This window comes from Streptomyces sp. NPDC093544, assembly GCF_040683495.1.
Classification (GTDB): domain Bacteria; phylum Actinomycetota; class Actinomycetes; order Streptomycetales; family Streptomycetaceae; genus Streptomyces.
In genome coordinates this window covers 96,330-122,310 of the sequence record NZ_JBFBEA010000007.1, presented here as the reverse complement: position 1 = coordinate 122,310, position 25,981 = coordinate 96,330, and the positions used below count along the sequence as shown (strand labels likewise).

General features: G+C 69.7%; 24 protein-coding genes and 1 pseudogene. 9 read left to right on the top strand and 16 right to left on the bottom strand.

Annotated elements, in window-relative coordinates; translation table 11 throughout:
* Nucleotides 1-163: 163 nt before the first annotated feature.
* The 3 genes from AB0N66_RS12255 to AB0N66_RS12245 are packed head-to-tail and all read right to left on the bottom strand — an operon-like array spanning nt 164 to nt 3,047.
* Nucleotides 164-1,414 (bottom strand): DUF3500 domain-containing protein, encoded by a 1,251-nt coding sequence (locus tag AB0N66_RS12255; RefSeq protein WP_365432085.1) that lies wholly within the window; start codon nt 1,412-1,414, stop codon nt 164-166.
* Between the two features lie 16 nt (nt 1,415-1,430).
* Nucleotides 1,431-2,189: an aldolase/citrate lyase family protein gene (locus AB0N66_RS12250; RefSeq protein WP_365432083.1), complete on the bottom strand. Its 759-nt coding sequence runs from the start codon at nt 2,187-2,189 to the stop codon at nt 1,431-1,433.
* A 39-nt stretch (nt 2,190-2,228) separates the two neighbouring features.
* Nucleotides 2,229-3,047 (bottom strand): cupin domain-containing protein, encoded by an 819-nt coding sequence (locus AB0N66_RS12245; protein ID WP_365432080.1) that lies wholly within the window; start codon nt 3,045-3,047, stop codon nt 2,229-2,231.
* Between the two features lie 132 nt (nt 3,048-3,179).
* Between AB0N66_RS12245 and AB0N66_RS12240 the strand changes: the two genes are divergently transcribed.
* Nucleotides 3,180-4,013 (top strand): helix-turn-helix domain-containing protein, encoded by an 834-nt coding sequence (locus tag AB0N66_RS12240; RefSeq protein WP_365432077.1) that lies wholly within the window; start codon nt 3,180-3,182, stop codon nt 4,011-4,013.
* Between the two features lie 135 nt (nt 4,014-4,148).
* Here AB0N66_RS12240 and AB0N66_RS12235 read toward each other — a convergent pair whose 3' ends face one another.
* The 5 genes from AB0N66_RS12235 to AB0N66_RS12215 form a co-directional block, all read right to left on the bottom strand.
* Nucleotides 4,149-5,039, bottom strand: coding sequence for a MerR family transcriptional regulator (locus tag AB0N66_RS12235; protein ID WP_365432074.1), 891 nt, complete (start codon nt 5,037-5,039; stop codon nt 4,149-4,151).
* 92 nt (nt 5,040-5,131) lie between these two features.
* Nucleotides 5,132-5,419, bottom strand: coding sequence for a DUF6355 family natural product biosynthesis protein (locus tag AB0N66_RS12230; RefSeq protein ID WP_365432071.1), 288 nt, complete (start codon nt 5,417-5,419; stop codon nt 5,132-5,134).
* A 229-nt stretch (nt 5,420-5,648) separates the two neighbouring features.
* The gene (locus tag AB0N66_RS12225) at nt 5,649-6,146 is read right to left on the bottom strand and encodes a glutathione peroxidase (RefSeq protein WP_365432068.1); all 498 of its coding nucleotides are present in this window, start codon (nt 6,144-6,146) and stop codon (nt 5,649-5,651) included.
* Nucleotides 6,147-6,155: 9 nt separating this feature from the next.
* Complete coding sequence (locus tag AB0N66_RS12220; RefSeq protein WP_365432065.1) at nt 6,156-7,094, bottom strand: LLM class F420-dependent oxidoreductase; 939 nt, start codon at nt 7,092-7,094, stop codon at nt 6,156-6,158.
* Nucleotides 7,095-7,101: 7 nt separating this feature from the next.
* The gene (locus AB0N66_RS12215; RefSeq protein WP_365432062.1) at nt 7,102-7,872 is read right to left on the bottom strand and encodes an ABC transporter ATP-binding protein; all 771 of its coding nucleotides are present in this window, start codon (nt 7,870-7,872) and stop codon (nt 7,102-7,104) included.
* A gap of 190 nt (nt 7,873-8,062) precedes the next feature.
* Between AB0N66_RS12215 and AB0N66_RS12210 the strand changes: the two genes are divergently transcribed.
* Nucleotides 8,063-9,115, top strand: a complete 1,053-nt coding sequence (locus tag AB0N66_RS12210) for an ABC transporter substrate-binding protein (protein ID WP_365432059.1) — start codon at nt 8,063-8,065, stop codon at nt 9,113-9,115.
* A 55-nt stretch (nt 9,116-9,170) separates the two neighbouring features.
* Nucleotides 9,171-9,974 carry an ABC transporter permease gene (locus AB0N66_RS12205; RefSeq protein ID WP_365432056.1) on the top strand — a complete coding sequence of 268 codons (804 nt, stop codon included), beginning with the start codon at nt 9,171-9,173 and terminating at the stop codon, nt 9,972-9,974.
* 3 nt (nt 9,975-9,977) lie between these two features.
* Here the strand turns inward: AB0N66_RS12205 and AB0N66_RS12200 are convergent, their stop codons facing one another.
* A complete protein-coding gene (locus tag AB0N66_RS12200) occupies nt 9,978-10,976 on the bottom strand; it encodes an ArsR family transcriptional regulator (RefSeq protein ID WP_365432725.1) in 999 nt (332 codons plus the stop codon).
* A gap of 77 nt (nt 10,977-11,053) precedes the next feature.
* Between AB0N66_RS12200 and AB0N66_RS12195 the strand changes: the two genes are divergently transcribed.
* Complete coding sequence (locus AB0N66_RS12195; protein ID WP_365432053.1) at nt 11,054-12,295, top strand: MFS transporter; 1,242 nt, start codon at nt 11,054-11,056, stop codon at nt 12,293-12,295.
* On the opposite strand, the pseudogene AB0N66_RS12190 reads toward AB0N66_RS12195, so the two are convergent.
* Nucleotides 12,257-12,370, bottom strand: a pseudogene (locus AB0N66_RS12190) (DUF397 domain-containing protein); the annotation flags it as partial. The gene AB0N66_RS12195 and the pseudogene AB0N66_RS12190 sit on opposite strands and share 39 nt — an antisense overlap.
* Nucleotides 12,367-13,152: a helix-turn-helix transcriptional regulator gene (locus tag AB0N66_RS12185; RefSeq protein WP_365432722.1), complete on the bottom strand. Its 786-nt coding sequence runs from the start codon at nt 13,150-13,152 to the stop codon at nt 12,367-12,369. The gene AB0N66_RS12185 and the pseudogene AB0N66_RS12190, both read right to left, overlap by 4 nt.
* A gap of 298 nt (nt 13,153-13,450) precedes the next feature.
* Here AB0N66_RS12185 and AB0N66_RS12180 point away from each other — a divergent pair, with 298 nt between their 5' ends.
* The gene (locus AB0N66_RS12180) at nt 13,451-14,443 is read left to right on the top strand and encodes a hypothetical protein (RefSeq protein WP_365432050.1); all 993 of its coding nucleotides are present in this window, start codon (nt 13,451-13,453) and stop codon (nt 14,441-14,443) included.
* 74 nt (nt 14,444-14,517) lie between these two features.
* Here AB0N66_RS12180 and AB0N66_RS12175 read toward each other — a convergent pair whose 3' ends face one another.
* The gene (locus tag AB0N66_RS12175; RefSeq protein WP_365432047.1) at nt 14,518-16,677 is read right to left on the bottom strand and encodes a glycosyltransferase family 39 protein; all 2,160 of its coding nucleotides are present in this window, start codon (nt 16,675-16,677) and stop codon (nt 14,518-14,520) included.
* 61 nt (nt 16,678-16,738) lie between these two features.
* Nucleotides 16,739-17,617 carry a glycosyltransferase gene (locus AB0N66_RS12170; protein ID WP_365432044.1) on the bottom strand — a complete coding sequence of 293 codons (879 nt, stop codon included), beginning with the start codon at nt 17,615-17,617 and terminating at the stop codon, nt 16,739-16,741.
* A 282-nt stretch (nt 17,618-17,899) separates the two neighbouring features.
* Between AB0N66_RS12170 and AB0N66_RS12165 the strand changes: the two genes are divergently transcribed.
* The 3 genes from AB0N66_RS12165 to AB0N66_RS12155 all read left to right on the top strand — a co-directional run bounded on the left by AB0N66_RS12165 (nt 17,900) and on the right by AB0N66_RS12155 (nt 21,142).
* On the top strand, nt 17,900-18,448 hold the full coding sequence (locus AB0N66_RS12165; protein ID WP_365432041.1) for an isochorismatase family protein: 549 nt from the start codon (nt 17,900-17,902) through the stop codon (nt 18,446-18,448).
* A gap of 197 nt (nt 18,449-18,645) precedes the next feature.
* The gene (locus tag AB0N66_RS12160; RefSeq protein ID WP_365432038.1) at nt 18,646-19,785 is read left to right on the top strand and encodes a GNAT family N-acetyltransferase; all 1,140 of its coding nucleotides are present in this window, start codon (nt 18,646-18,648) and stop codon (nt 19,783-19,785) included.
* Nucleotides 19,786-19,945: 160 nt separating this feature from the next.
* Nucleotides 19,946-21,142: a DegT/DnrJ/EryC1/StrS family aminotransferase gene (locus tag AB0N66_RS12155; protein ID WP_365432035.1), complete on the top strand. Its 1,197-nt coding sequence runs from the start codon at nt 19,946-19,948 to the stop codon at nt 21,140-21,142.
* Here the strand turns inward: AB0N66_RS12155 and AB0N66_RS12150 are convergent.
* The 3 genes from AB0N66_RS12150 to AB0N66_RS12140 form a co-directional block, all read right to left on the bottom strand.
* Complete coding sequence (locus tag AB0N66_RS12150) at nt 21,129-22,115, bottom strand: hypothetical protein (protein WP_365432032.1); 987 nt, start codon at nt 22,113-22,115, stop codon at nt 21,129-21,131. The two genes, AB0N66_RS12155 and AB0N66_RS12150, sit on opposite strands and share 14 nt — an antisense overlap.
* 183 nt (nt 22,116-22,298) lie before the next feature.
* Entirely contained in the window at nt 22,299-24,026 is a 1,728-nt protein-coding gene (locus tag AB0N66_RS12145; protein WP_365432029.1) for a HAMP domain-containing sensor histidine kinase, read from the bottom strand.
* A gap of 62 nt (nt 24,027-24,088) precedes the next feature.
* Entirely contained in the window at nt 24,089-24,778 is a 690-nt protein-coding gene (locus tag AB0N66_RS12140) for a response regulator transcription factor (RefSeq protein WP_365432026.1), read from the bottom strand.
* A gap of 215 nt (nt 24,779-24,993) precedes the next feature.
* Here AB0N66_RS12140 and AB0N66_RS12135 point away from each other — a divergent pair, with 215 nt between their 5' ends.
* Nucleotides 24,994-25,923: a L,D-transpeptidase family protein gene (locus AB0N66_RS12135; RefSeq protein WP_365432024.1), complete on the top strand. Its 930-nt coding sequence runs from the start codon at nt 24,994-24,996 to the stop codon at nt 25,921-25,923.
* Nucleotides 25,924-25,981: the final 58 nt, after the last annotated feature.

Sequence of the window (25,981 nt, the reverse complement as noted above, 5' to 3'; positions counted from 1 at the left end):
ACTTCGAAGATAAAACGCGGGTCTGCCTGAGACCCTCACCGGTCGGCTGCAGTTCCTCGGTACGGGCCCGCTCGACCAGCATCCCGACCAGCTGGTCATCAACGGCCGCAGCCGTGCCGGCCGCCTTCGGCTCCGACGCCTCGGCCTGGACCCGGCGTCGGAGTCAGTGTTCCGCGCCCCCCGCATGGTGGCGCGCGAGGTGGCGGCGCAGCAGATCGCGTCCGTAGTCACCGCCGTTGGGGGTCCGCACGATGGTGTGCACGTGGAACGGTTCGGGCTCCGGGTTGTCGAGGAAGACCCCCTGATGGCAGTCGTACTCGATCATGAGGACGGGGCTGTGGACCCGGTAGTAGAAGGGGTCGTCGTCGCCGGTTCCGCCGATCCAGGCGAGGTGGGTGTCGTTCAGATGGCGCAGGACGTCGGCCATCAGTGCGTCGGAGGGGCCGCTCGGCAGCCGGTGCGCGTACGTACCCACAAGTTGGAGCAGCAGATCCCGCTGACGGGGGGCCAGTTCTCCTGCCCCCAGTCCTTCGTAGGGGATGACGCGGTTGTCCTGGCCGGCGCCGCCGAGGTGCCTGCCGTCGGCCGGGCCGGCGAGATCGGGCGGGAGGTCCTCGACGCGCATCGACTCGTGGAGGACGGCCGACCGCGCCTGTTCGGGGCGCAGGCTGCGGCGCAGTTCGAGCCCGGCCTCGCGCTGCGCGTCGAAAAGCCGCAGTCCCTTGTACGTGCCTCGGTCGGCCTCCGCGGGCTCGGCGCCCATGAAGGCCGGCGTGAGCACCAGTTGACGGCCGAGGACGAAGCAGTGCACGTCGAGGTGGTGCCCCCACAGCTGCCATCCCCAGGGTTCGGTCGGGGACGGAGTGCCGAACAACGCGAAGTAGTAGCCGTATTCGGTCAGGGTGTCGCGGTACTGGTCGATCAACTCGCCCAGCGCGGCGTTCAGTTTCATCGCCGTCCGGGTGTCGGCGAACCCGGTGTCCGAGAGACACGCCTCGACGATCGCCAGTGCGCGGTCCCGCTGCCCGGGCTCGATGTCCTCCAGGCGAAGACCGTGCGGGTCCCAGGTGGGGAACGCGTTGATCCACATGCGCCACTCGGTCGCGTCCACCTCGAAGCGAACGGCCTTGCGCTGCGCGGAGTCGAGGCTGTCGAGGAAGGCCCAGGCGGCTTTCACGGCGGGCTCGGGACTCCAGCCGGTGTCCCGGAGAGCGTAAAGACCGGGGACGACATGTCCGTCCGTGGTGATACCGACGAACGGCTCCTCGGCCGCTTTGGGCACCTGCGGCAGCAGTGAATGAAAATCCGGGGGGATGGCCGACAGGTCCATCTCGCCGCGGCTGAGCGGCAGCATTCCGTCGGGGTACGGCCCGAAGCCCCGGTAGCGCGCCTTCTCGTATGAGGGTTCCGTCATGATCGGTACTGCCCCTTCAGGAGTTCGACGCCATGGCCGAACGGACTTCGCCGAATCGGCCGGCGGCCGCGGCGGAGAGAAGCTGGGTGTCGGTCGAAATGGTGATCATGCGGAATCCCATATCGGCGCACTCGATCACCTGCTGGGTGGTGCCGCAGTGGATACCGGCGACGATGTCGTGGCGCGCGCAGGCGTCGAGAATCTTGGCGATCGCCTCGGCGTGAACACCGGGTACGACGCCCAGCGCGGGCGGGACCCCGAGGCTTGCCGCGAGATCGGCCGGGCCCACGTACACGGCGTCGACGCCCGGTACGGAGCAGATGTCGTCGATGTTGTCCACGGCGGACACGCTCTCGGCCATGACGATGCAGGTGCCCTCGGCGAAGGTCCGTGTCCTGCCGCTGCCGGCAGTGCGGATCGGCCCGATGCTGCGGTCGCCGCGCGGCGGATACCGGCAGGACCGTACCGCGCGCTCGGCGTCGGACCCGTCGTTGACCAGCGGGACGACGACGCCCTCGGCGCCGCTGTCCAAGGCCTTGCTGATCAGGCCGGCCTCGTTCGCCGAGACGCGGACGAGAGGTGCGGCGCCGCCCGCGGCGACAGCGATCAGGCTCGCGACCAGGCTGTCGTCGTTGACGATGCCGTGCTGCTGGTCGAGACATACGTAGTCGTGGCCGACCAGCGCCAGGCTCTCGGCGACCACCGGGGTGTTCAGCGTCGTCCAGGAGCCGAGCGTGGTGGCGCCCGCGGACCAGGTGGAAATAAGCGTGCTCATGGTGTGACTCCGTGCGTGGGGATCTTCCTTGCGGCCGGTTTACAGCGCGAGATGCGTCGTGTTGGCTACCGCCCGCAGCTCGACGGAGCGGTCCCAGGGTTCTTCCTCGGTACTCGTCTGCGCAGGCGGAGGTGTGAGGATCGTGAGGTGCCGCTCGGTTTCCGCACCCGCGTTCCACTGCCGGTGGGGAACGCCGGCCGGTAGAACTACGAGCTGCTGTGGACCGACGGTGAATTCCTTCAGCCCGATCTGCACGTTGAGCAGACCCTTGAGCACCAGGTAGAACTGGTCGAACGCGTGCGTGTGGAGGCTTGGGCCGGCTGACCCCGCGGGCATTCCCGCGACATAGATGAGCGCGTTCTTGGAGGTCGGGTCCTGCCCTTTCCCTAGGACGTGCTCGTGTCCGAGGAGGGGTGTGACCGTCATTCCGGCGTCGAGTGTCACCGTCTGCTCCGGGGCGGGTACGACCACGGCATAAGGGAGGCCGTGGGCGTCGTCCGACTCGGTGAATTCGAGCAGCGGCCGGATTCCGGCGTTGCCGGGCGCGAGCACCTCCAGGTGCACTTCGGTCTCGCTCCCCTCATTCCAGTTGTGATGGGGGACGCCGGCCGGAATGAACACCGCGGAGCCGGCGGCGGCCTTGTGTATGTCCTTTCCCAGCTTGATCGTCACCTCTCCTTCGGTGACGAAGTACAGCTGGTCCACCGGATGGGCGTGGTTCTGGGGGCCCCGTGCGCCCGGCGGTACGACAGTGGCGATCAGGGTGCAGGTCTCGCCGCTGTAGAGGATCTTGCCCTTGTACCCCTTTTCGCCAGGTATTTCCGCGGAGTCGAAATCGATCGGCCTTACGTGCTTCATGTCGCCCTCCAGGATGGACTGGGGAGATTGCTGGCTCGCTCTGCGATATGCAGCGTATCGCTGTGCGATACGGACGCTAGACCGCCGACACCGCACCGTCAAGCCGGGCACCGAACTGTCAAGATGGGTGGCGTGACCGAATCAGCTGAGGACGTGCACGCCGACCAGGCGCGAGTGAGCCGGGACGACGGCGAGCGCCCGGGCGGGGTCCAGCCGATCCAGGCGGTGCAGAAGGCGGTCTCCGTGTTGAACCTGTTCACGGTCCAGGAACCGGAACTCACGCTCGGGGAGATAGCCGCCCGCCTCGGCATGTCCCGGGCGACCGCGCACCGGTACCTGATCACTCTGCGAGCCACCAATCTGCTCGCCTACGAGCCCTCCCGGGGGGTGTACTCGCTCGGCGTCAAGACGCTCGACTATGCGGCGGTGGTGCAGGAGGCGGCGCTGTTCACCAGTGCCTTCGTCCGGCGTGCCGAACCGGTTCTGCGGAGGCTGTCCGAGGAGACGAACTACACCTCCGTAGCCTCCGCATGGAACGGCGAAAGTCCCGTTCTGGTCCGCATCGGCACTCCGGTACGGCGGCTCGTCATGATCGCGATGCCGCTGTACTCCGCCCTTCCGGTCTTCGACTCGGCGCAGGGCCGGATATTCCTGGCGTTCTCCGAGGACGCACGACGAACCCACGCCGCGAATCCGCGCCTTGGCGAACTCGAACCCGAGCTCCGACGCGCACGCGAGGAGAAGTTCGTCTCGCACGACGTGCCGACCGACGGTGGCACCACCACCATGGCCGTCCCCGTCCTCGTCGACGACACACTGGTCGGAGTGATCGCGACGCTCGCCTTCCAGACCACCCTGCGGGAACCGGATCTGATCCCGGTCAGGAAGGAACTGGACCGGGCCGCGGCCGAGTTGTCCGCACGCGTCCGGGCGGACATCGCCGTACGGGACGGGCAGTCGCGGTAGTTCCCGATGGCACTCCAGCCAGCCCCTCCGGCGTTTGAGGAGCGGGGTCTGGGGCGGAGCCCCAGGAACAAGTGACGGGCAGGGGCGTGGGCGTGGGGGGCGGGGGGCGAAAACCACCCCCACGCCCCCGCCGCGTCACCTCACCGGAAACGCCACATCACACACCGCGTCCTCCGGCCCCGCCGCATCCCAGTCCGCGAAGTACACCTCCCGACAGGGACCGTCGTACGACAGCCCCCGCGCGACCATCCACCCCTCGACCGCCTCGAACGCGGCAAGGATCTGCGGATGGGCGACCTGCGCCTTGGCGATCCGGGTGTACGCGAGCCGCCGCGCGGGCTCGACCCGCACGCGGGTGTCGAAGGCGCGCCCCCGCGAAGTCGCCCACGCCCGCGCCGCGTCCGCGTCGGCGACGGGCACACACGACTCGGCGGGCCCGTCGCTCTCCTGGGACACCTCGGAGTGGTAGACGACGAAGGGCGCCGCGGTCACCTCACCGCAGACCCGGGCGCCCTCCTCCAGCCGCCCCAGCGACGCCGGGATCCACGTCGGCAACTCGTCGGCGAGCGTGTGCCGCGACTCCGTCAGCACCACCTGCTCGGGCACGTCCACCGTCTCGATCACGAACTTCTCGTACATCTCGGAACTCCTTCCCGAAAGCCGTCCACGGAGGTATTCGGCAAGGGTCCGCTGCGCAGCGAACCGCGCCTCCGCGTCCGCCCAGTACGCGTCGAGTAGCGCGGCAGCGGCCAAGGAGCCCTCCGCATCGCCGGCCTCGACAACCCCGGCGATCCGCGCGAGCGGCATGTCGAGCTGGCGCAGCAGCGCCACCAGGCGGGCGCGTTCGATCTGGTCGGCGCGGTAGTACCGGTAGCCGCTGACCTCGTCGACGTGCGCCGGGGCCAGCAGCCCGAGCCGGTCGTACAGCCGAAGTGCCTTGGGCGAGAGCCGCGACCGAGCGGCGAACGCGCCGATCGTGAGCAGTTCGCCCACATCGTGAGCGTGTTCGGAACGTTCCTGGTCCACGAGCCCATCCTCCGTCACCGGGCGCCTTCCGCCCGGTGACACAGGACGGTGGTCCCTGCCCCAGGGGCAAGGTCAACCGGTACGGGACCGGATCAACAGGTACGCCCGACGTAGTGCGCGCCGTCGATCTTGCTGGAGCGGCCGAGCCAGGAGTTGCCGGGGCCCACGCACTTCTCGTAGTTGGGGCCGAACACCTCCACCTCGATGACGACGCGCGAGCCGTCACTCGTGCAGTGGTTGTAGAACGCGTCGCTGCCGGTCGCGTAGAACCCGCAGGGGTTGGCGGCCGCCGTGGCCGGTACGCCGACGACGAGCGCCAGGGCACTGGCGGCGGGAACCACGGCGGCGATGACAGTGGGCAGGAAGCGGCGGACGCTCATGGACGATCTCCTCGGGAGGCGAAGTGCCAGGTCGCGAGCCGGAAGGCTCGGACACAAGCAGCTTCGATGATCACCAATCCATGGGCCCAGCGTTTTCCTCGGACGGAGTACGGGGTTCACGCGTCCGGGTGCCCCCGCTGCCGGATCACCGGATCACCGGATCACCGGATCACCGGATCAGCAGTCCGGCCGACGGCCTCAGCCAATGCCCTCAGCCGATCTGCTCAACTCAGCCGATGGCCTTCTCCACCGCGGCCACGACCTCCGCCGACTCCGGCTCGGTCTGCGGCGAGAAGCGTGCCACCACCGCACCGTCGCGTCCGATCAGGAACTTCTCGAAGTTCCAGCGGATGTCACCGCTGTGCCCCTCGGCGTCCGCGGTCTCCACCAGGCGCTTGTACAGCCCGTGCCGCCCGTCCCCGTTCACGTCGACCTTCTCGGTCAGCGGGAAGGTCACGCCGTATGTCGCCGAGCAGAACTCGGCGATCTCCTCGGAGGTCCCGGGCTCCTGCCCCATGAACTGGTTGCAGGGCACCCCGAGCACGGTGAACCCCTGGGCGGCGTACCGCTCCTGGAGCCGCTCAAGGCCCGCGTACTGCGGGGTCAGTCCGCACTTGGAGGCCACGTTCACGACGAGCACGGCCTTGTCCCGGTACTGCCCGAGGTCCGCGGAACCGCCCTTCAGGGAATCGATCTCGACATTGAGTACAGAGTTGTCAGTAGTCATAAACGGATGCTAACTCCGTTTATCCCGCAGGTGCGGCGCGACCTCGGTGGCGAGCAGGTCCAGGTGGTCGAGGTCGGAGAGGTCGCGCAGGCGTACGTACACGCGGGATGTGCCGAGGTCGGCGTACTCGCCGAGCAGGTCCACGATCCTCGCGGGGGAGCCGTACAGGGGCTCCTCCGGGGGGAGGCGGGACGGCTCGTGCAGGAGGGCGAGGCGGGCGTCGATCTCCGCCTCGGTGCGGCCGCAGGCGATGCCCAGGCACACCGAGAGGACCAGGGGAGGGCCGCCCGCGGCGGTTCTGGCGGCCCGCGCCCCGGCGTACAGCTCGGCGCTCTGCGCGGGTGAGGTGAACGGCAGGTTGAACTCGTCGGCGTAGCGGGCGGCGAGGGCCGGCGTGCGGTGGGGGCCGCGGCCGCCGACGATCAGTGGCACCCGGGGCTGCTGCACCGGCTTCGGCAGGGCGGGCGAGTCCGTCAGACGGTAGTGGCGGCCCTCGTACGAGAACTGCTTGCCGGGCGGTGTGGCCCACAGGCCGGTGATCACCTGGAGCTGTTCCTCCATCCGCTCGAAGCGCTCGGCGGGTGGCGGGAACGGGATGCCGTACGCGCTGTGGTCCAGGGTGAACCAGCCCGCGCCCAGGCCGAGTTCGATTCGGCCGCCGCTCATCGCGTCGACCTGGGCGGCGATGACCGCGAGTGCGCCGGGCTGCCGGAAGGTGGCCGAGGTCATCATCGTGCCGAGGCGGATCGTCGAGGTCTCGCGGGCCAGTCCGGCCAGTGTGGTCCAGGCGTCGGTGGGGCCGGGCAGGGCGTCGGTGAAGTGCATGGGGTGGTAGTGGTCGGCGACGAAGAAGCCGTCGAAGCTGCACTCCTCCGCGTGCCGGGCGGCGCGCAGCAGTTCGTCGTACGTGGCTCCGTGGTACGGCTCGGTGAACAGGCGCAGCTCCATCTCGCCCTCACACCCCTGTCTTGTGGCTGGCCAGCAGCAGGTCGTGGAGTTCGGCGCGGCAGCGGGCGAGTTCGGTGGCGTGGGCGTCGTGACCCAGGGACCGGGGCCGGGGGACCGGCACGTCCAGGACCGTACGGACCTGGCCCGGGCGCGGGCTGAGCACGACGACCCGGTCGGCGAGCAGTACCGCTTCCTCGGTGGAGTGGGTGACGAGGACGACCGTCGAGCTGTGCTCCATGTGCACGCGTTGCAGCACCTCGCACAACTCCTCGCGGGTCAGGGCGTCCAGGGCCGAGAAGGGCTCGTCCATCAGCATGACGCGGGGGCGCTGGATGAGGGACCGGCACAGGGCCACCCGCTGCTGCATACCGCCGGACAGCTCGTGCGGCAGACGTTTGTGGAAGGGGGTGTCGAGGCCGACGGTGGCCAGCAACTGCTGTGCGCTTTCCCGGTGTTCGGGGCGAGGGCGGCCGTGCACCTCGATGGGCAGGAGCACGTTGTCGAGCACCGATCGCCAGGGCAGCAGGGCCGGGCGCTGGAAGAGGATGGCGACGTCCCGGCGGGGTTCGCGCACCGGCTCACCGGCGATCCGTACCTCGCCGGAGGTGGCCGGGAGCAGCCCCGCGATCACCCTCAGCAGGGTGGATTTGCCGCAGCCGGAGCGGCCCAGAACGGCGACGAACTCCCCGTCATCGACGTCCAGTTGGATGTCGCGCAGGGCTTCCACGGCGCCCCTGCGGCCGCCGAAGCTCTTCGACACACCGCGTACTCGGATCACGGGAGCCCCCCAACACCGGTTCACCTGTAGCGGTACGAGTAGCGGTACGAGCAGCGGAAATGGCCCTACGGTCGTACGTCCGAGGATAGATCGGCGCGTCCCGTGATCAACCGGTTGCTCAATGTTTGTTACATGTCAACCGGCTCCGTGGTCTCGACAACTTCCCCTTGAACGACTCCACTTGAGTTCCATGAGCCTTTGCATTTCGAAAAGGACATCACGGCTGCTCGCCGCACTCCTGGCCGTCCTGATGACGGCGGCGCTCTCCACGGCCTGTGGCTCCGACGACGACAACGAGAACGGCGGCAGCGCCTCCGGCGACTCCGCTCCCGACAAGGTCACCTACATCACCGGTTTCGGCACCTTCGGCCGCGAGGCGTACGCCTATGTGGCCCAGGACAAGGGCTACTTCAGCGACGCGGGCGTGACGGTCACCATCCAGCCCGGCCAGGGCAGCGGCAACAGCCTGGCCGCTCTCGCCGGCGGCAGCGCGCAGTTCGCCCCCGTCGATCTCAGCAGCACCATCATGCAGCTCGGCGACGGCAAGGTCTCCGGGGTCACGGCGGTCGCGGCCGTCCACCAGACCACGGACGCGGCCGTCATGGTGCTGGCCGACAGCGGCATCAGCGAGCCGGCCGACCTGGAGGGCAAGAAGATCGCGGACCCGGCCGGGTCGGTCATCGGGGCGCTCTTCCCCGCGTACGCCAAGCTAGCGGGCGTCGACGCCGAGAAGGTCGAATTCGTCGCCCTGGAAGCCCAGCAGCTCGGGGTCAACCTGGCGACCGGCTCGGTCGACGCCGTCGGCCAGTACCGGGTGGGCCGCCCCAACATCGAGAACGCGGTCAAGGGCAAGGAGGTCGTCGTACTGCCCTTCGGCGAGTACCTCACCGAGAGCTACGGCGCCGCGATCACGACGACCACGAAGATCGCCGAGGAAAATCCTGACCTGGTGAAGCGCTTCACCACAGCGCTGTTCAAGGGCATGCGGTACGCGATCGACCATCCGGCGGAAGCGGCGGCGCTGATGGCCGAGAAGTTCCCGACGCTGAACGAGAAGACCGCCGCCGCCGAGATCGAGCTCGTGGGGGCCGCCGTACAGCCGAAGGAGGACGGAGCACCGATCGGCACCATGGACCGCGAACGCGTGGCCGGGGCGATCAAGGCGCTGGAGGACGCGGGAGCCGTGAAGCCCGGGCTGACGCCCGAGGAGTTGGTGTCCTTCGACCTGGTGCCGAAGTCCTGACGTGCGCCGAGGTCCTGGCGTGGCTCGAAGCCCTGACGTGCCCCAAGATCCCGACGTGCCTCGAAGTCCTGACGTGCGCCGAAGCCCACAAGTACTCAGGCGCGTAGGGGAGTTCGGCTGGCCCGTGCTCGGGCTGGCGACGGTGCTCGGGGCCTGGGCGCTCGCGGCGGCCGTCCTCGATGTACCGGAGATCATCCTGCCGTCCCCCGCGGACGTGCTCGACGCCTTCCTCCGCGTCCCCGGCTATCTGCTGGACGAGGCGATGGGCACGCTCCTGGTCATCGTGCTGGGTTTCGCGTTGGCCGTGGGCGCGGGGCTGGTGATCGGGGTGGCGATCGCGGCGTCACGGATCGTGGAGCTGATGTTCGCGCCGCTCCTGGTGGCGTTCAACGCGGTGCCCAAGGTGGCGCTGGCCCCGCTCCTCGTGGTGTGGATGGGTTTCGGGTCGCAGCCGAAAGTGGTCATGGCGCTGCTCGTCTGCTTCTTCCCCATCGTCCTGTCGGTCGCGAGCGGACTCACCTCGACACCTGTCGAACTCGTCGAGCTGGCCCGGTCGTTGCGTGCCTCCCGCGCCCAGACCTTTCTGCGCTTCCGCTTTCCCGGCGCGCTGCCGCAGATCTTCGTCGGGCTGAAGGTGGCCATGCCGCTCGCGGCCGTCGGCGCGGTCATCGGCGAGTTCAGCGCCGGCGACGAGGGCCTCGGCTTCGTCATCCTGCAGTCCGGGGCGAACTCCGACACAGCACTGGCGTTCGCCGCGATCGCGCTGCTGGGGGTGATGAGCGTGGTGCTGTTCTACGCCCTCGTACTGGCGGAGCGGACGCTGCTGCCGTGGGTGAGGGAGACGACGTCGCAGCGATAGGTCCTATGAGGGGGAGGCGGGCGAATTCGCCTTCCCCTGCTGTGCCTTGACCAGGACCTCCCCGGCAGGGGTGCGGAAGTAGAGCACGGAACGCCCCGCCCGCCGCCGCTCCACGAGCCGCGCGTCAAGGAGCACCTTCAGATGCCGCCCGACCGAACCCAGCGCCTGCCCGGTCACGGCGACCAACTGGCTGGTCGACATGGGGGAGTCGAGGAGTACGAGGATGCCTGCGCGGGCGGTTCCGAGGAGTGCGCCCAGGCTCGCGGGCACGGCCGCCTCGTCCGGGCCGCCGGCCAGTGCGCCCGCGCACGGGTAGATGACCGCGTACCGGTGGGGCTCCTCCCAGGAGACCCACCCGATGCGCTGCGGAGTGACCGGTACGAAGAAGAGCTGCGCGCCGGAGATCTCGCGGGGCGGGTACTCGTGCGCGTTGACCTGAAGCCGGTTGTCACCGAGCCACCGCGTTCCCGGCCGCAGCGTGTCGAGCGCCGCCGCCCAGCCTCCCTGGCTCAACTGGGCGGTACGCGCCACCACATCGGCCTCCAGAACGCGCCGCCGCCGGGCCCAGTACGGGCGTACGGCCTCCTCCCACACGTGGGTGAGGAGGTCCGCGGCGCGCTGCGAGAGGTCGTGGCGGTCGAGGCGGGCGGGGAGCGGGCCGCGCAGGGAGAGTACGAGGTGCTCGCGCGCCGCCCCGGGGGAGACCGCGCGCACCCGCTCCACTTCCTCCTCGAAGGTCGCCTGGTCGTCGCGCGGGGTGGGTGTGAGGAAATCGGCGATCCACTCCCGGCCGAGCCCGGAGCGAATGAGCAGTGCTGTGACGGGATCGGCGGCCAAGTGCTGTTTGTAGGGAGGCAGATGGGCATGCAGCCAGGCACGCTCACCGGGGTGTGAGGCCGCCTCCGCATGCAGCATCTTCAGGCTCGCGAACGTCTCGGCGAGCGGCGAAAGCACGAAGCGGCTCCCGGCGAGGGTGTCGGCGTTGACCTGCCACCAGCCCACGTACCGCACACCCCCTGACGTTTCGCTCCTGCGCGAAACAATAACGGTCGCCGCACACGTCACCCCAGAATCCGCGCATGCGCAGTTACTCCGATCTCTTCCGCACCCGGGAGTTCACCCCGCTCTTCCTCTCCTCCGCGCTCCACTCGACGGCCTCGACGATCGGCGGCCTGGCCATCGGAACGCTGGTGTACAAGGCGACCGAATCGCCGCTGCTGTCGGCGTTGAGCATGTTCGGGCCGCAGCTGGCCCAGGTGGTCGGTGCGACCACCTTGCTCTCGGCGGCGGACCGGCTGCCGCCCCGCTCCACGATGACGGGCATCGCCCTGTCCTTCGCCCTCGGCACGGCGGCGATGGCGACGCCCGGCCTCCCGCTCTGGGCGCTCTTCGCCCTCATCGCGGTGCTCGGCCTGGTCTCCTCGCTCGGCGGCGGGGTCCGCTGGGGCCTGCTGAACGAGATCCTGTCGAAGGACGGCTATCTGCTGGGCCGTTCGGTCTTCAACATGGTGAACGGCTTCACGCAGATCGCGGGCTTCGCGACGGGCGGTGTGCTGGTGGCGGCGCTGTCACCGAGGGCCACGCTGGGGATCGCGGCGGTCCTCTACTTGGCGGCGGCCCTGGTCACCCGCTTCGGCCTGACCCGCCGCGCCCCGAGAGCCGCCGGCCGCCCGTCCATCGCGCAGACCTGGCGCACCAACGCCATCCTGTGGTCCTCGCCCCCGCGCCGCACGACGTACCTGCTCCTCTGGATCCCCAACGGCCTCGTCGTCGGCTGCGAGTCCCTGTTCGTCTCGTACGCCCCCGACCGCGCGGGCCTGCTCTTCGCCTGCGGCGCGTTCGGGATGTTCGTGGGCGATGTGACGACCGGCCGCTTCATCCCGCCGCCGGTCCGCCGCCGGCTGGGCATCCCGTTCCTGCTGCTCCTGGCCGCGCCGTACCTGCTGTTCGCCCTCCGCCCGGGTACGGCGATCGCGGCGGCCTGCATCGCCCTCGCCTCCGTCGGCTTCGGCGCGAGCCTGATCCAGCAGGAACGCCTGATGGCTCTGACCCCGGACGAGTTGAGCGGCCACGCCCTCGGCCTGCACTCTTCCGGCATGCTCACCATGCAGGGCGTGAGCGCGGCACTGGCGGGGGCGGTGGCTCAACTGACCTCAGCCGGTACGGCGATGACCGTGATGGCCGCCGCGTCGATCGCGGTGACGGTGACGCTCTCAGCCGCGGGCAAGCGTGAGGAACGCCGTCCACGTGGTGGGGGCGACGGCGAGGGCGGGGCTGTCGTCGGGGTTCTTGGAGTCGCGGATGTGGATGGTTTGGGGTGAGGTGGCGACTTCGAGGCAATCACCGCCCTGTTCGGTGCTGTAGCTGGACTTGAACCACTGCAATGCGGTGCTCATTGCTCTCCTAGCAAACGGTCCAACAGGCTCTTGGTCTCCTGAGGGTTGAGAGCCTGTGTCCGCAGCATCGCATATTTGCGTTCGAGGACAGATACCTCGTCGGGGTCGGCGATAAGCCTGCCGTTGAGCTGTCCCTCGACGTAGGCGACGCGCTGATGATCTGAGGTCTCCACCAGGACGAACGGACCGGAGAGGCCAGCATGGAACTCGCGTCCCAGCGGCATGATCTGGAGCGTGACTCCGGGCAGGTCGGCCCACTCGCGAAGCTGGCGCAGCTGCTCGATGTAGACCTCGCCGCCGCCGAGACGGTCCTTGAGAGCTGCCTCGGAGATGACGAAACTGGCAGTCGGTGGCTCCTTGCGGTGCAGGATCTCCTGTCGCTCCACGCGAGCCGCAACGCGCTGCTCGATCTCGTCCTCCGACAGGGCGGGCACGTCGTTGCGGAAGACGGCGCGCGCGTACCTCTTGGTTTGAAGGAGTCCCGGTAAGGCCTGGTTCTGGTACGAGGACAGAGCCAGCGCCTCCCGCTCCAAGTCGATGAACTCCTCAGCCCACCGAGGAAACAGATCCACCTCGGGCATGTTCTCCACGGCGACGGCCAACGCCCCCTTGGTGTCGAGGAGTTCATCCAGGAACACCGCGTATTCCAGTCTCAGCGACCGTCTGCCCTGCTCGATCGAGGCGAGGGTCTGCTCGTCGAGCCTCAACCGCTCGGCCAGCTCCCGCTGGGTGTACCCCGCCGTCCTCCGGAAGACGCCGATCAGCGCCCCCACCATCTTCATGGCGGACGCGTTCTTCCTGCGGCCCTTGCCGCTCCCGCTGTTCACCTTGATGAACTCCCCACCCGAGGGCGTACGTTCACCCCAGAACACCCGTACAACGCATTCCGTACGGGTTCAGGTGTGCCATGGACACGCCATGAACGGGGGAGCTAGTCTGGCGGCGCATTGGCTGGACAACGTTGTCAGTTGGGTCGCGATCGGCAACGTTGTCGAAGGCGGTCCTCGCCCGAGCCCAACGGGTCCGAACCGGTGTCTCGCACGAACCCCCCCTTCCCCACGAGGACTTGGATCTGCCGTCATGAGACGTACTGCTGCGTATCTCGGTGCCCTGACACTCGCCGCCACGGCATGGGCGGCCGGCACTGCCAACGCCGCGCCGCACGCACCCGCCGTCGTCGACAGCGCGTCCTTCTCGGCCGCGCAGCAGAACGCGGCGCTGCGGTTCTGGACCACCGAACGGCTGCGCGCGGCAAAGGACTTGCCTGCCCCGGCGCAGCCGACAGGAGTGACGGGCGAGACGGTCGCGCCGCAGACGGCGGGCCCCGAGGTGACGGTCCCGCCGGTCACCGCGCCGGGAGCCTCCGCCACGGGCGAGTTCGCGGCCGCGTCATCGCCCACGGCTTGGACCGGGGGCGGCCTGATCAGCACGACCGCCGGCAAGGTGTTCTTCCAGAACGCGACGGGCGGCACTTACACCTGCTCGGCCACCGTCGGCAACAGCAACAACAAGTCGGTGGTCCTCACCGCGGGACACTGCGTCGTGAACGCCTCGACCGGCGAGGTCTACAAGAACTGGGTGTTCATTCCGGGCTACGCCAACGGCAGTCGCCCGTTCGGCACCTTCACCGCCCGTAGCCTCCTCTTCGACAGTGACTACGTGTCCTCGGCCGGCAACGCCAACTGGGACTTCGCGTTCGCGGTCGTGGGCACGGTGAACAACCGCACGCTCGTGGACACCGTGGGGGCCCAAGGCGTCGCGTTCAACTCGCCGAACGGCCAGCACGTGCACTCCTTCGGCTACGGCGGCTCCAGCGCCGAGGGCAGCGGGGAGCGGCTCAACCACTGCGAGGGCAACGAGTTCATCGACTCCGGGCGGGTCGGTTCCACGATGTGGGGCATCGACTGCGTACAGACCGGCGGTTCCAGCGGCGGCGGGTTCCTGTCCGGCTTCGACTCCTCCGGCGCCGGCTACCTGATCGGCAACATCAGCGTCTCCTCGGGCAGCAACGAGTACCACCCGGTGCTCGGCGACGAGGCCCTGGGCGTCTACAACCAGGCGGGCTCGGCCTGATCGGGTAGCGCACGCGGGCGGGACGCCGGAACGGGGATCTCCGGCGACCCGCCCCTCGGTGGTGGACGGTTGGCTCAGCTGACGTCGGAGGCGTCCAGGCGGTACAGGCCGGTGGAGGAGCTCGTCGTGGACGTGCTGGTGGAACTGGAGCTGTAGGCCGAGGAGTTGACGGCGGTGCCGTTCGCCTCGACCCACGCGGTGATCTCCGAGTTCGTGCTCTTGCCGCCGTCGCTGCTGACGATGATGTAGTGCAACTGGCCGGACTCCACCAGGCTCTTGAGCTTGGCGAGGGTCATGGCGTTGTCGGTGCCGGACCAGCCGCCCATGGAGATGACGGGCTGGCCGGACTCCAGGATGATCGAGGCCGCGGTCTGGTCGGTGGCCACCGCGACCAGCCAGGTGGCACCGTCCTGGTTCTTCTCCAGATACGTGATCATGTCGGAGCTCACCTCGGTACCGCCGCCGACTCCGCCTCCCGGCTGGCCGCCGCTGGACTGCGTACCGGATTCGGCATCGGAGGCCTCGGTGTCAGAGGCCGAACTGCCGCTGGGCGAAGAGCCGTTGGCTCCCGTCGGGGCCTCGCCCATGGACCGGCCGCCGGTGCCGGTCGGCGCGCTGCCGCTCTTGCCGCCCGCACCGGACGGCGCACCTCCGCCCGTGCCCCCGCCGCCGCCACCCATACCGCCGCCCGTGCTCGGACCGGCCGTCGGATTGGTGCCGTTGCTGGAGGCACTCGTGGCCGCCGAGACCGAGTACGCGCCCGGACCGGCGAGCAGGGCCACGACCGCCGCCAACGCCGCGAGGCCGAGCAGCCGCTGCCGCTTCAGGAACCGCCCGGCGAGCAGTCCGAGTACGGCGACCGCGCCCGCGACACCGGCCACGACCTCGGCGACGGTGTACAGCGTGCCCGAGCCCGACACCCGCTGGAGCAGGACGACCGCCCAGGCCGCGCTGCCCGCGACGGCCAGCGGCAGGACCCAGCCCCATTTCGCCGCCGAGCCCTCGCGGAACGCCCGGTACAGCATCACGCCGCCGATACCGGCCAGGGCCGCGATACCGGGGGCCATGGCGGTGACGTAATACGGATGGAAGGTGCCCTCCGCGAGCGCGAAGGTCAGGTAGTGCAGGACGAACCAGCCGCCCCACAGCAGCAGCGCCGCGCGCTTGGCGTCCGTCCGCGGGGCCCGGCCGCGCAGCACCAGACCGCCGACGAGGGCGATCGCGGCGAAGGGGATGAGCCAGGAGATCTGGCCGCCCATGATGTCGTTGAACATGCGGTAGATGGACGCGGTGCCGCCGAAGCTGGCACCGTTCCCGGCCCCGCCGGCGGAGGAACTCTCCCCGAAGACACGGCCGAAGCCGTTGTAGCCGATGACGAGGTCCCAGACGGTGTTGTCGGTGGAGCCGCCGATGTAGGGGCGGGAGGACGCGGGCCACAGATCGACGACGACCATCCACCAGGCGCTGGAGACGATGAGTGCGACCGTGGCGACGGCGAGGTTGCGGATCCGCCTGCCGAGTGAGGCGTTGGCGGCCCAGAGGTAGACGAGGAAGAACACCGGCAGGACGACGTACGCCTGCATCATCTTCGTGTTGAAGGCGAACCCGATCGCGACCGCCGACCACACCAGCGGCATCAGCCGCCCGCCGCGCACGGCCTTCATCAGCCCGGCGGCGCCGAGGAGCATCAGGAAGACCAGCACCGGGTCCGGGTTGGTGTCACGTGTCAGGGCGACGGTGATCGGGGTCAGCGTGAGTACCAGCGCGGCGATGGTCCCCGCCACCACGCCGAAGTCCCGCTTGACCATGCGGTAGAGCAGTGCCACGGATCCCGTGCCCACGGCGACCATCGGCAACGCCAACTGCCAGGTCCCGAAGCCGAATACGCGGGCCGATATCCCCATCACCCACAGCGCGAACGGCGGCTTGTCGACGGTGATGAAGCTGCCCGAGTCCAGGGCGCCGAAGAAGAACGCCTTCCAGCTCTTGGTGCCGCTGTAGACGGCGGCGTTGTAGAAGCTGTTGCCGGTGATGGACGAGACGTTCCAGGCGTACAGGCCGACGGCCAGGACCAGGATCGCCCACAGGGCGGGCCGGGCCCAGCGCGGGTCCTCCGGCGGGCCCGTGAAGAGCCTGCGGCCGCGGGCCTTGATGCCACCGTCGGCGGGCGGTCCGGCCCGGTGCGAGCGCTGCCGGACCCCTTCGTCACGGGTCGGCGGGGCGAGGGTCGTCATGACGGGTACTCCAAGGTGGGAGGGGCGGAGGGGCTGGGGAGAGGCGGGCTGCTGGGTGTGTTCACCGGGAGCCGGCCCCGACACCGGCTGATGTGACCGAGACCGGTGCGGCCGCGCATGCTGCGTGGCCGGCCGTCTCGCGCACCGCGCCCGGCGCCTGCGGCAGCCTGACCCGGTGCGGTACGGCGGCGACCCTGGCGCGTCCGGTCGCCGTCCGCCGCACCATCCGCGCCACGCCCTTGAGGTCGTCGACGGCCGTACGCACGAGGTCGACGCGGCTGCCGGGATCGTCGACCCAGTCGACCGGCACCTCGTGGACGCGCAGCCCGTTGCGCTGGGCCAGCACCAGCAGTTCGGTGTCGAAGAACCAGGCGTTGTCCTCGATGTGCGGGGCGAGCGCCCGGAAGACATCGCCGCGTACGGCCTTGAAGCCGCACCGCGCGTCCGAGAAGCGGGCGGCGAGCCCCAGCTTCAGCAGCAGGTTGTAGGACCGCGAGATGAACTCCCGCTTCGGCCCGCGCACCACGTCCGCCTGCCGGTGCAGTCGGCTGCCGATGGCGATGTCACTGTGACCGGACAACAGGGGCGCGACGAGCGGCAGGAACGCGTCGAGCCCCGTGGACAGATCGACGTTCATGTACGCGACAACATCCGCCGTCGACCGGCTCCACACGTACTTCAGGACCCGGCCCCGCCCCTTGGCGTCCAGATGGACGGCGTGCACATGGGGAAGCCGGTGCGTCAGTCCGACGGCCGCCTGCCACGTGCCGTCCGTACTCGCGTTGTCCGCGACGGTGATCCGGAACGGAAACGGGAAGGAGCTCTCGAGATAGGCGTGGAGACGCCCGACACCGGCGTCGAGGACATGAGCCTCGTTGTGAACCGGCACCACGATCTCGACCGACCGCCGCCGGATACCTCCTGCGTTCGTTTCGTCCATAGCGGCGACCCTCCGGCCCCCGTCTGGGCCACCGGTGAGCCCGCCCTGAGGGAAGAATGAGAATCAGGAAACCCACAGCAAGCGCACAGCACACCCACGCCGAACCCCAAGGCACCACCGGGAACCGACCCGTTGGGTACGACCGTCCGCGCGACCCTGGCGTCTGCGCGACCCCGGTGTCCACGCGACCCTGGCGTCCACGCGACCCCGGTGTCCGCGCGACCCCGGCCGTTGTCAGTGCCCCGGCCTAGTGTGGGACGACCGGAAACAGAGGAGGTTCCCATGACGACCCTGCCCGACAGGCCGAACGCCGCGCTTCTCGTCATCGACGTTCAGAACGGGGTGGTGGCGGACGCGTATGACCGCGATGGCGTGATCGCGAACATCAGCATCCTGGTCGACAAGGCCCGCGCGGAGGACGTACCCGTGGTGTGGGTGCAGCACTCCGACGACCAGCTCAAGCGGGACAGTGAGAGCTGGCAGTACGTGCCGGAGCTGGTCCGTGGTGATGCGGAGCCGCTCGTCCACAAGCTCTACGGCGACTCCTTCGAGGGCACCGAACTGGAAGTGCTGCTCGCCGAGCGCGGCGTGGGCCGGCTCGTCGTCACGGGCGCCCAGACCGACGCCTGTATCCGGTCGACCCTGCACGGCGCGTTCGTTCGTGGCTACGACGTGACGCTGGTCGCCGACGCCCATACGACGGAGGACCTCAGCGCGTACGGCGCACCGAGCCCGGACCTGGTCATCGCGCACACCAACCTGTACTGGCAGGAGCAAAGTGCGCCCGGACGGCTCGGGGGGACCACGGAGACGGCGGCGGTGACTTTCTGAGCGTGGGGAGGGCGAGGGGCGACCGCGCCCACCAGTCCGCCCGCTTCCCGTCCGCACACTTCCGATCCGCACACTTCCGTTACGACAGGCACCCTTGACAGGGTGCGTACCTTTCGCGACGTTTGAGCCCCTGGGCATGGAAGTGACGGGACGGACGCGGAGGGCGCGTCATGGGGGAATTGGGGGAGCGGTCGTCTATGCGATCTTCGCGATCTTCTGAGACGGACATCACGATCCACAGGCCCGAAGAGCTGAGCACCTCGCTGCGCCAGGCCTGGCACCGGGCGATGGACGAGTCGCCGGACTACGCCAACCCGTTCCTGGCACCGGAGTTCGCGGCCGGGATAGGCAAGTACCGCAGCGGGGCACGGGTGGCGGTCCTGCACGAGAACGGGGAGGCGGTCGGCTTCCTCCCGTACGAGCGCAACGCAGTCGGCGTCGGCCGGGCCATCGGTCTCGGCCTCTCGGACTGTCAGGCCCTTGTGCACCGCCCCGGGGTCACCTGGGACCCCCAGCGGCTGCTGAAGGCCTGTGGGTTGTCCGTCTTCGAGTTCGACCACCTCGTCGAGGAGCAGAGACCTTTCGGCAGATACGTCACGGGGACGTTCGCCTCACCGGTGCTCGACCTGAAGGTCGGCGACGGCAGCTACGCGGAGTGGCTGCGCGGCGCGTACCCCGGTCTGGCCAAGACGACGCTGAAGAAGGAACGCCGCCTGGGGCGCGACCTGGGCGAGATGCGGTTCGTCTACGACGAGCGAGACCCGCGGATGCTGCACCAGCTCATGGAGTGGAAGTCCGCCCAGTACCGCAGGACGGGACGGATGGACCGGTTCGCGCGGCCGTGGATCGTGGACCTGGTGGACCATCTGTTCCATGTCCGCGAGGAGCACTTCACCGGCGTGCTGTCCGTGGTGTACGCGGGCGACCGGCCGGTGGCCGCGCACTTCGGACCGACCTCGCGCTCGGTGTTCGCGGCCTGGTTCACGACGTACGACCCCGAACTCCGTTACTACTCGCCCGGGTTGATCATGCATCTGCGGATGGCCGAGGCGGCGGGCCGGCAGGGCGTGCGGACCATGGACATGGGGCGCGGCGACAAGGAGTACAAGGACTGGCTCAAGACCCGCGAGCTGCGCGTGGGCGAAGGGTTCGCGACCCGCCCCAACCCGGTGGCGACGGCGCACCGGTTGTGGCGCCGGCCGGTTCGTGGCCTGCGGAACACGGTCCTGGCCCACCCCGGACTGCGAAAGCCGGCCGACCGGCTGCTGAAGACGGCCGGCACCCTGCGCACCTCGGCCCGCCCGGGCTCCACCAAAGCGGAACCCCGCGCCCGCTGAGCAAGTCAGCCCTCCGTTCCCCCTTCCCCCCACCCCCGTCGGCGCGCGACGCCGGGGGTCAGCCCTGCGCGCTCTGTCCCTCCCTGCACCGGTTACCGACAACCGACAACCGACAACCGGTAACCGGTGCAATCACAACGGAAGAACGGAAGAGGTGACGATGTCGTACGGATCACGGCTCGCCGCGACGATGTCACGACGGCTCGGGCGGGAATGCGTCTATACACCCTCGGCCCGGCTCGCCCTGTACCTGGCGCTACGGCGCTGGTGCCGGCCGGGCGCACGGGTACTGATGTCTCCGGTGAACGACGACGTGATCCTCTTCGTCGTCCTCGCGGCCGGGCTGCGTCCGGTGCAGGCCCCGGTGTCCGCGTGGGACGGAAACATCGACCCGGCCGCCGTACCGGAGTCGACCTGGCGGAACGTGGACGCCGTCCTGACCACCAACCTGTACGGGATCCCGGACCGGGTCGAGGAACTACGCCTGAGGTGCGAGGAGTTGGGGATCCCGTTGTTCGAGGACGCGGCGCACGCGATCGGCACGCGCGTCGACGGGCAGCCGATCGGGACCTTCGGGAAGGCGGCGGCGTTCAGCCTGTCCAAGCATGTGGCGTCGACGGCCGGTGGTTTCCTCGCCGTCGAAGACGCGCGCACCCGGCGGGAGTTGGAGACCCTGCGCGACGAACTCCTCGCGCCGCGCCGCCTCCGCGACGATCTGACCGCGACCCTGCGACCGCTGGCGCGTTCCACCGTGCGCACCTTCCACCTGGTGCGTCCCGTCTGGCGGACGCTCCAGCGCCTCGGGTTGCTGGAACGCGACGACTACCGCATGGCCCTGCACGCACCACGGCTTGCCGACTGCGCACGCGAGGCCCCGAGCCTCGCCGCGTACGAGCCCTGGGTCCGCGTCGACCTGCACGGCTTCCGATCCCGCCACGGAGCCCTGGTACGCGGGCAGTTGGAGCTGCGGATGGCCGGCCTCGACGCCAACCTCGCCCGGCGCAGCACCGGCGTCTCGCTGCTCGCAAACACCCCCTGGGCTTCCCCGGCACTCCGCGACAGCGCGGCGCACCCCGGCCCTCTCCCCCTCTTCAGGGCCCCGCTCCTGGTCCAGGACCGAGACGCTCTCATCGACCGTCTGGTGAGCCACGGAGTGGTCACCGGATACGTCTACGACCCCCCGCTCGACGACTACGCGGGCGCGGAGTTCGTAGAACCGTCCCCCGACCCGGCAGCGGCCCGCTGGTTCGCCTCCCACGTACTCCCGGCCGACCCGCTCCTGGCCCGCGGGATCGCCAGGGCCCTGACGAGTGAACGGACCGCGCCGGCCTCCCCGCTTCGGGCTACTTCGGGCTGAAGGTGATCACCGGGGTGTAGTCGGTTCCGGCGTGGAACTCCACCCATTGCATGCCGGTCGGCGAGCCGATCCCGGTCAGCGGCAGCGTCCAGGTCCGGGTGGCGCCGCTGACCGTCATCCGGGGACCGGCCGCGGCCTCGGTCCAGTCCCAGCCGGTCGACAGGCTCTTGTAGAGGACGCCGTTCTCGATCATGTAGTCGGCGCCGAGCGCTGAGGGCGACGGATAGGGGAGTTGGTAACCGGTCGCGGTGTTGCCGTCGGTGTTGATGAAGGCGTGGTAATACCTCTGCGAGGTGTTGAAGGTCGCCTGGAGAGTGACGGTTCCGGGGGCGGCGCAGGCGGAGTAGTCGGTGAGCGGACCGGAGCCTGCGACGGGAGTGCAGGAGGCGCTGTGATCGCTGCTGCCCGACTCGGTGGGGGCGCTGTTGCCGCCGGCGGCCTGGGTTGCGGACGGCTGGGCCTGCGCGGGCGTACGGGTGGCTCCGGTGCTGGCGGATCCCGTGGTCGATGGCCGCGTCGACGCGCTCGTGCCGCTCGCCGACGGCGACACGGACGGCGGGGCCGAGCCGAGCCCGCTCGGCGTGCTCCCGTACGGCCCGCCACCTCCGGTGGTGTCCGGTACGGCGCCCTGCACCGACGCCGACGGCCGCACGCCACCGGCGCGGACCACAAGGAGGGCACCGCCGATCAGCGCGGCCCCGACCACGACGGCGCCGACCAGCAACGCCGTCCGGGGTAACCGCCGCCTGGCCGGCGGCCGGAGGGCGGCTCTGACCCTGTCGACAGCCGCCTGGTTCGGCGGCCTGACGGTGAGCTCGGCCGCGAACGCGGCTGCCGCCGCGGACATCGGCGGCGCCGCGGGCTCGGACTCCGGCCGGGGCGCAGAATCGTCATCGTCCCCGGAACCCGGCCCGACGACGGCAGCGGCGATCGCCGACGGCCCCTTGGACCGGCGTGGCAGCGGAGCCTGCACTGTTTGGCGTCCCTCCAGAAGAGCTGCGCCGAACACGTCCGGCAGCGCTGAGTCGCCGATCGTACCGGGGTTCGATATGTATCCGAGCCACATCGCTTTGCCGCTTCGTCGTCAACTCCTCTGACAGGCAAGGCTGTTGAGGTGGGACTCGTGGTGATGCCGGTCGCCGCACTCCGCTTGGTGTCAGGGGGTCGGACCGTCCGGTTGTCGGGCACGCGGGAGCTCGATGGTGAACACCGCGCCGTCGCCGGGCTCGCTGTCGGCGGTGATGGTTCCGCTGTGCGCCTCGATGAACTGGCGGACGATGGACAGCCCCAGTCCGCTGCCGCCGGTGTGTCTGCTGCGGGATTCATCGGCTCGCCAGAAGCGCTCGAAGACGTGGGGCAGCTCCTCGGGCGCGATGCCGTCGCCCGTGTCCCGCACGGTGAGGACGGCCAGGTCGCCGGTCTGCCGGGCGGCGAGCGTGACCGTGCCGCCCGCGGGGGTGTGCCGGAGCGCGTTGGAGATGAGATTGCCCAGGGCCTGGCGCATCCGCACCGGATCGGCGTCCAGCCAGAGGCCGGGGTCGGTGTACGTGCGCAGGTGGATGCCCGAGGATTCGGCGCGGGTGCTGTGGGCCGAGACCGCCTGGGTGAGGAGTTCGTCCGCGGGCATGGGCCGGCGGTGCAGTGTCAGGGTGCCGGCGTCGGCTGCGGCGAGGTCGCTCAGGTCGTCGATGATGTGCTGAAGCAGCAGTGCCTCGTCGTGCAGGGATGCGATGAGGTCCGGATCCGGGGCGAGCAGCCCGTCCCGGGTGACCTCCAGCCAGCCGCGGATGTTGGTCAGCGGGGTCCGCAGCTCGTGGGCGATGTCGCTGACCATGGCCTTGCGCTGGGCTTCCAGCTGTTCGCGGCGCGCGGTGAGGTCGTTGAAGGCGGCGGCCAGATAACCGGTCTCGTCCTTGGTGGTGACGGCGACCCGCGTGTGCAGTTGCGGCGGCTGCTGGGCGGCGGCTGTCAGGGCTCGCAGGGGACGGACGAGGCGGATCGCGACGACGGTGGTCATGGCGACGGTGACGGCCAGGACCAGCCCCGTGACACCAAGGATCTTGGCCTTGTTGGCGGAGGAGAGGTCGAAGCCCGCGGGCTGCCCGCCCAGGTTCCCCAGATAGAGCCTGGCCCGCGGGGCGACGTACGGGTCGAGTTGTGTGCGGCGCGCGTTCTCGACACAGGTCGGCTCCTGCTGGCTGCCACTGGGACGGCGGACCGGGTCACCCGTCGGCGAGCCGGGAACGAAGTCGATCCACGGTTGGAGGCCCTCGTCCCGACCCGGATCGAAGCAGGGCCCGGCCAGAGCGTTGAGTTCGCTCAGCGCCTTCTGCTCCGTGGGCGTAGGTGTGTCGAGTACGTCGACGCACTCAAGCGGCCTGGCTGCCTCTCCGGCTTCGGCGACGATCACCGTACGGCCGCTGGGAAGCTCCCGGAGGCTGCCTTCGCTCTCGAACCGGTGCATGCACTTGTCGGCGACCGCTCTCACCAGTTCCCGTTCGTCCGCGGTGAGCCGGTACGGTCCCACCACCCGCGGGTCGAGTCCGGCGAGTTGAGCCCCTGGTTCGGTGTACGTGTCGGTGGTCAGCGGGTCGACGGTGGCCGAGGCGCGGGCGGGCAGGGCGGTCTTGGGCGCGGCGGAGTCGGCGATGGTGCGCCCGGTCTCGGTCGTCAGGGCGATGCGCCGTCCCGTGCTGCGGGAGAGCGCGCGCACCGAGGCCTGTACGCCGTTCCAGTCGGCGTGCGTCGCCGCGAAGCCGCTGAGCCGACGCAGGATGTCGGTGTCGTCGGAGAGCACTTGGCCGCGTTCGTCCTGGATCGCCCGCGTGGTGGTCTGCACGGCCAGCCAGGCGGTGGCGCCCACGGAGAGGACGGCGATGGTCATGGAGGTGAGCAGAAGCCGTACCAACAGGCTTTTGCGCCAAGGTATATGGGGGTTGCCGGGCGTCATGACGGCTGCCCGGTGAGTTTGTAGCCGACGCTGAAGACCGTCAGCAGCCGGGCGGGGACGCGGGGATCGGGCTCGATCTTCTTGCGCAGATTCATGATGTGTACGTCTATGGCGCGTTCGGTGGATGCGCGGTCGTGGCCCCGGGTGTGCTGGAGCAGTTGCCGGCGCGAGAAGACCCGGTCGGGTTCCGCCGTCATGGCGTGGAGGATGGCGAACTCGCCGGGAGTGCAGGGGACGGGGACGCCGTCGCAGGTCACCTCGTGGCGTACGGGATCGACGGTGAGGCCGCCTGCGCGGAGCAAGGGGGAGTGGTCGGTGGGGCGTTGGGTGCGGCGCAGCACGGTGCGGATACGGGCCAGCAGTTCCCGTGGGCTGTACGGCTTGGTCATGTAGTCGTCCGCGCCGAGGCCGAGGCCCAGCAGCACATCGTCCTCGGTGGAGCGGGCGGTGAGCATGAGAACGGGGATGTCCCCGTTCTGCCGCAGCACCCGGCATACGCCGAGACCGTCGACCTTGGGCAGCATCAGGTCCAGCACGACCAAGTCGGGTCTGCGGCTGGTGGCTTCGTCGATCGCGGCCCGCCCGTCGTGGACCACGACGGGAGTGTGACCCTCCTGAAGCAGCAGCCGTCGTATGAGCTCGGCCTGCATCTCGTCGTCTTCCGCGACCAGGATATGTGCGCACACGCCGCCGACTCTAAGCGCGGGCAAGCGGCGTTCAGCGCCCTGTGCGGGCTATCCCACACCTATCCCACACCCTGACAACTTCCTGATATCCGCGAGGGAGGCTGGGGGTTCTGCCCTTTGGCGCGTACGGCGCCGACGCCACGATGTTCGAACTTGCCTGACCTGGTCACTCGGAGCTGACCAGTTCCTCATACGTCCTCTCCAAGCTGAGGTTCATGACTTCATCGATGCGTCGCGTGTCCCGGCGGCGGCTTCTCGGTACTCACTCTCTGGGGATACCGGCTGCCGTTCTGGCCCTGTCCGTCACCGTCACCGTCGCCGGATGCGCGGGGGCGGAGGCAGGGACCAGCGCCGGAGCGGTCGACGCGGCCAGGCCGGCGGATGTCGGGGCGTACGGCGCCTCGGGCAATGAAGTGTCCGCCGACTCGGCCCCCATCCCGACCCCCACCCCCGCGCAATTGCCGGGCCTCGGTTCGCACGCACTGGCCGAAATCCCCGCGAACGCGCGGCAGGTCGTGCTGGTCACCGGAGAGGCCAAGAACTCCTCGGCCTCGCAGGTGGTGCTGTACCAGCTCGCCGACGCGGACGCCGAGGCGGACACGGACGCCGACGCCGACGCGGACACGGACGCCGACGCCGACGCCGACGCGGACACGGACGCCGACGCCGACACGGACGCCGACGTCGGCACGGGCTGGGAGCCGGGAGCCGCCTGGCCGGCCCACAACGCGCTCAAGGGCTGGACGGACGACCATCACGCCGGTGATCTCCGGTCGCCCATCGGCGTGTTCGCCCTCACCGACGCCGGCGGCCTGCTCGCCGACCCCGGCACCGAGCTGCCGTACGACCAGTCGCAGGGCTTCACCATCGGCGGAACGGGCTTCGAGGGCGAACCGCTCGCGGGCTCCTTCGACTACGTCATCGCCATCAACTACAACCGTAAGCCCGGCACTTCACCCCTCGACTGGACCCGCCCGCTCGGCACCGGCAAGGGCGGCGGCATATGGCTGCACGTCGACCACGGCGGCCCCACGCACGGCTGCGTGAGCCTGGAGGAGGATGACATCAGACAACTCCTGCGCACGCTCGACCCCGACCAGCACCCGGTGATCGTCATGGGGGATGCCGAGTCCCTCAAACGGTGACGACGTGGCGGCGCGCTGGAGACAGCCCGGGAAGGGGCTGGGGAAATGCGCTTGGGAT

Excerpts from the sequence above, each read along its gene's own strand:
- AB0N66_RS12255 (WP_365432085.1), bottom strand. The coding sequence starts at position 1,414 with ATGACGGAACCCTCATACGAGAAGGCGCGCTACCGGGGCTTCGGGCCG.
- AB0N66_RS12250 (WP_365432083.1), bottom strand. The coding sequence starts at position 2,189 with ATGAGCACGCTTATTTCCACCTGGTCCGCGGGCGCCACCACGCTCGGC.
- AB0N66_RS12245 (WP_365432080.1), bottom strand. The coding sequence starts at position 3,047 with ATGAAGCACGTAAGGCCGATCGATTTCGACTCCGCGGAAATACCTGGC.
- AB0N66_RS12230 (WP_365432071.1), bottom strand. The coding sequence starts at position 5,419 with ATGAGCGTCCGCCGCTTCCTGCCCACTGTCATCGCCGCCGTGGTTCCC.
- AB0N66_RS12225 (WP_365432068.1), bottom strand. The coding sequence starts at position 6,146 with ATGACTACTGACAACTCTGTACTCAATGTCGAGATCGATTCCCTGAAG.
- AB0N66_RS12220 (WP_365432065.1), bottom strand. The coding sequence starts at position 7,094 with ATGGAGCTGCGCCTGTTCACCGAGCCGTACCACGGAGCCACGTACGAC.
- AB0N66_RS12210 (WP_365432059.1), top strand. The coding sequence starts at position 8,063 with ATGAGCCTTTGCATTTCGAAAAGGACATCACGGCTGCTCGCCGCACTC.
- AB0N66_RS12195 (WP_365432053.1), top strand. The coding sequence starts at position 11,054 with ATGCGCAGTTACTCCGATCTCTTCCGCACCCGGGAGTTCACCCCGCTC.
- AB0N66_RS12185 (WP_365432722.1), bottom strand. The coding sequence starts at position 13,152 with ATGAAGATGGTGGGGGCGCTGATCGGCGTCTTCCGGAGGACGGCGGGG.
- AB0N66_RS12180 (WP_365432050.1), top strand. The coding sequence starts at position 13,451 with ATGAGACGTACTGCTGCGTATCTCGGTGCCCTGACACTCGCCGCCACG.
- AB0N66_RS12175 (WP_365432047.1), bottom strand. The coding sequence starts at position 16,677 with ATGACGACCCTCGCCCCGCCGACCCGTGACGAAGGGGTCCGGCAGCGC.
- AB0N66_RS12170 (WP_365432044.1), bottom strand. The coding sequence starts at position 17,617 with ATGGACGAAACGAACGCAGGAGGTATCCGGCGGCGGTCGGTCGAGATC.
- AB0N66_RS12165 (WP_365432041.1), top strand. The coding sequence starts at position 17,900 with ATGACGACCCTGCCCGACAGGCCGAACGCCGCGCTTCTCGTCATCGAC.
- AB0N66_RS12160 (WP_365432038.1), top strand. The coding sequence starts at position 18,646 with ATGCGATCTTCGCGATCTTCTGAGACGGACATCACGATCCACAGGCCC.
- AB0N66_RS12155 (WP_365432035.1), top strand. The coding sequence starts at position 19,946 with ATGTCGTACGGATCACGGCTCGCCGCGACGATGTCACGACGGCTCGGG.
- AB0N66_RS12145 (WP_365432029.1), bottom strand. The coding sequence starts at position 24,026 with ATGACCATCGCCGTCCTCTCCGTGGGCGCCACCGCCTGGCTGGCCGTG.
- AB0N66_RS12135 (WP_365432024.1), top strand. The coding sequence starts at position 24,994 with ATGACTTCATCGATGCGTCGCGTGTCCCGGCGGCGGCTTCTCGGTACT.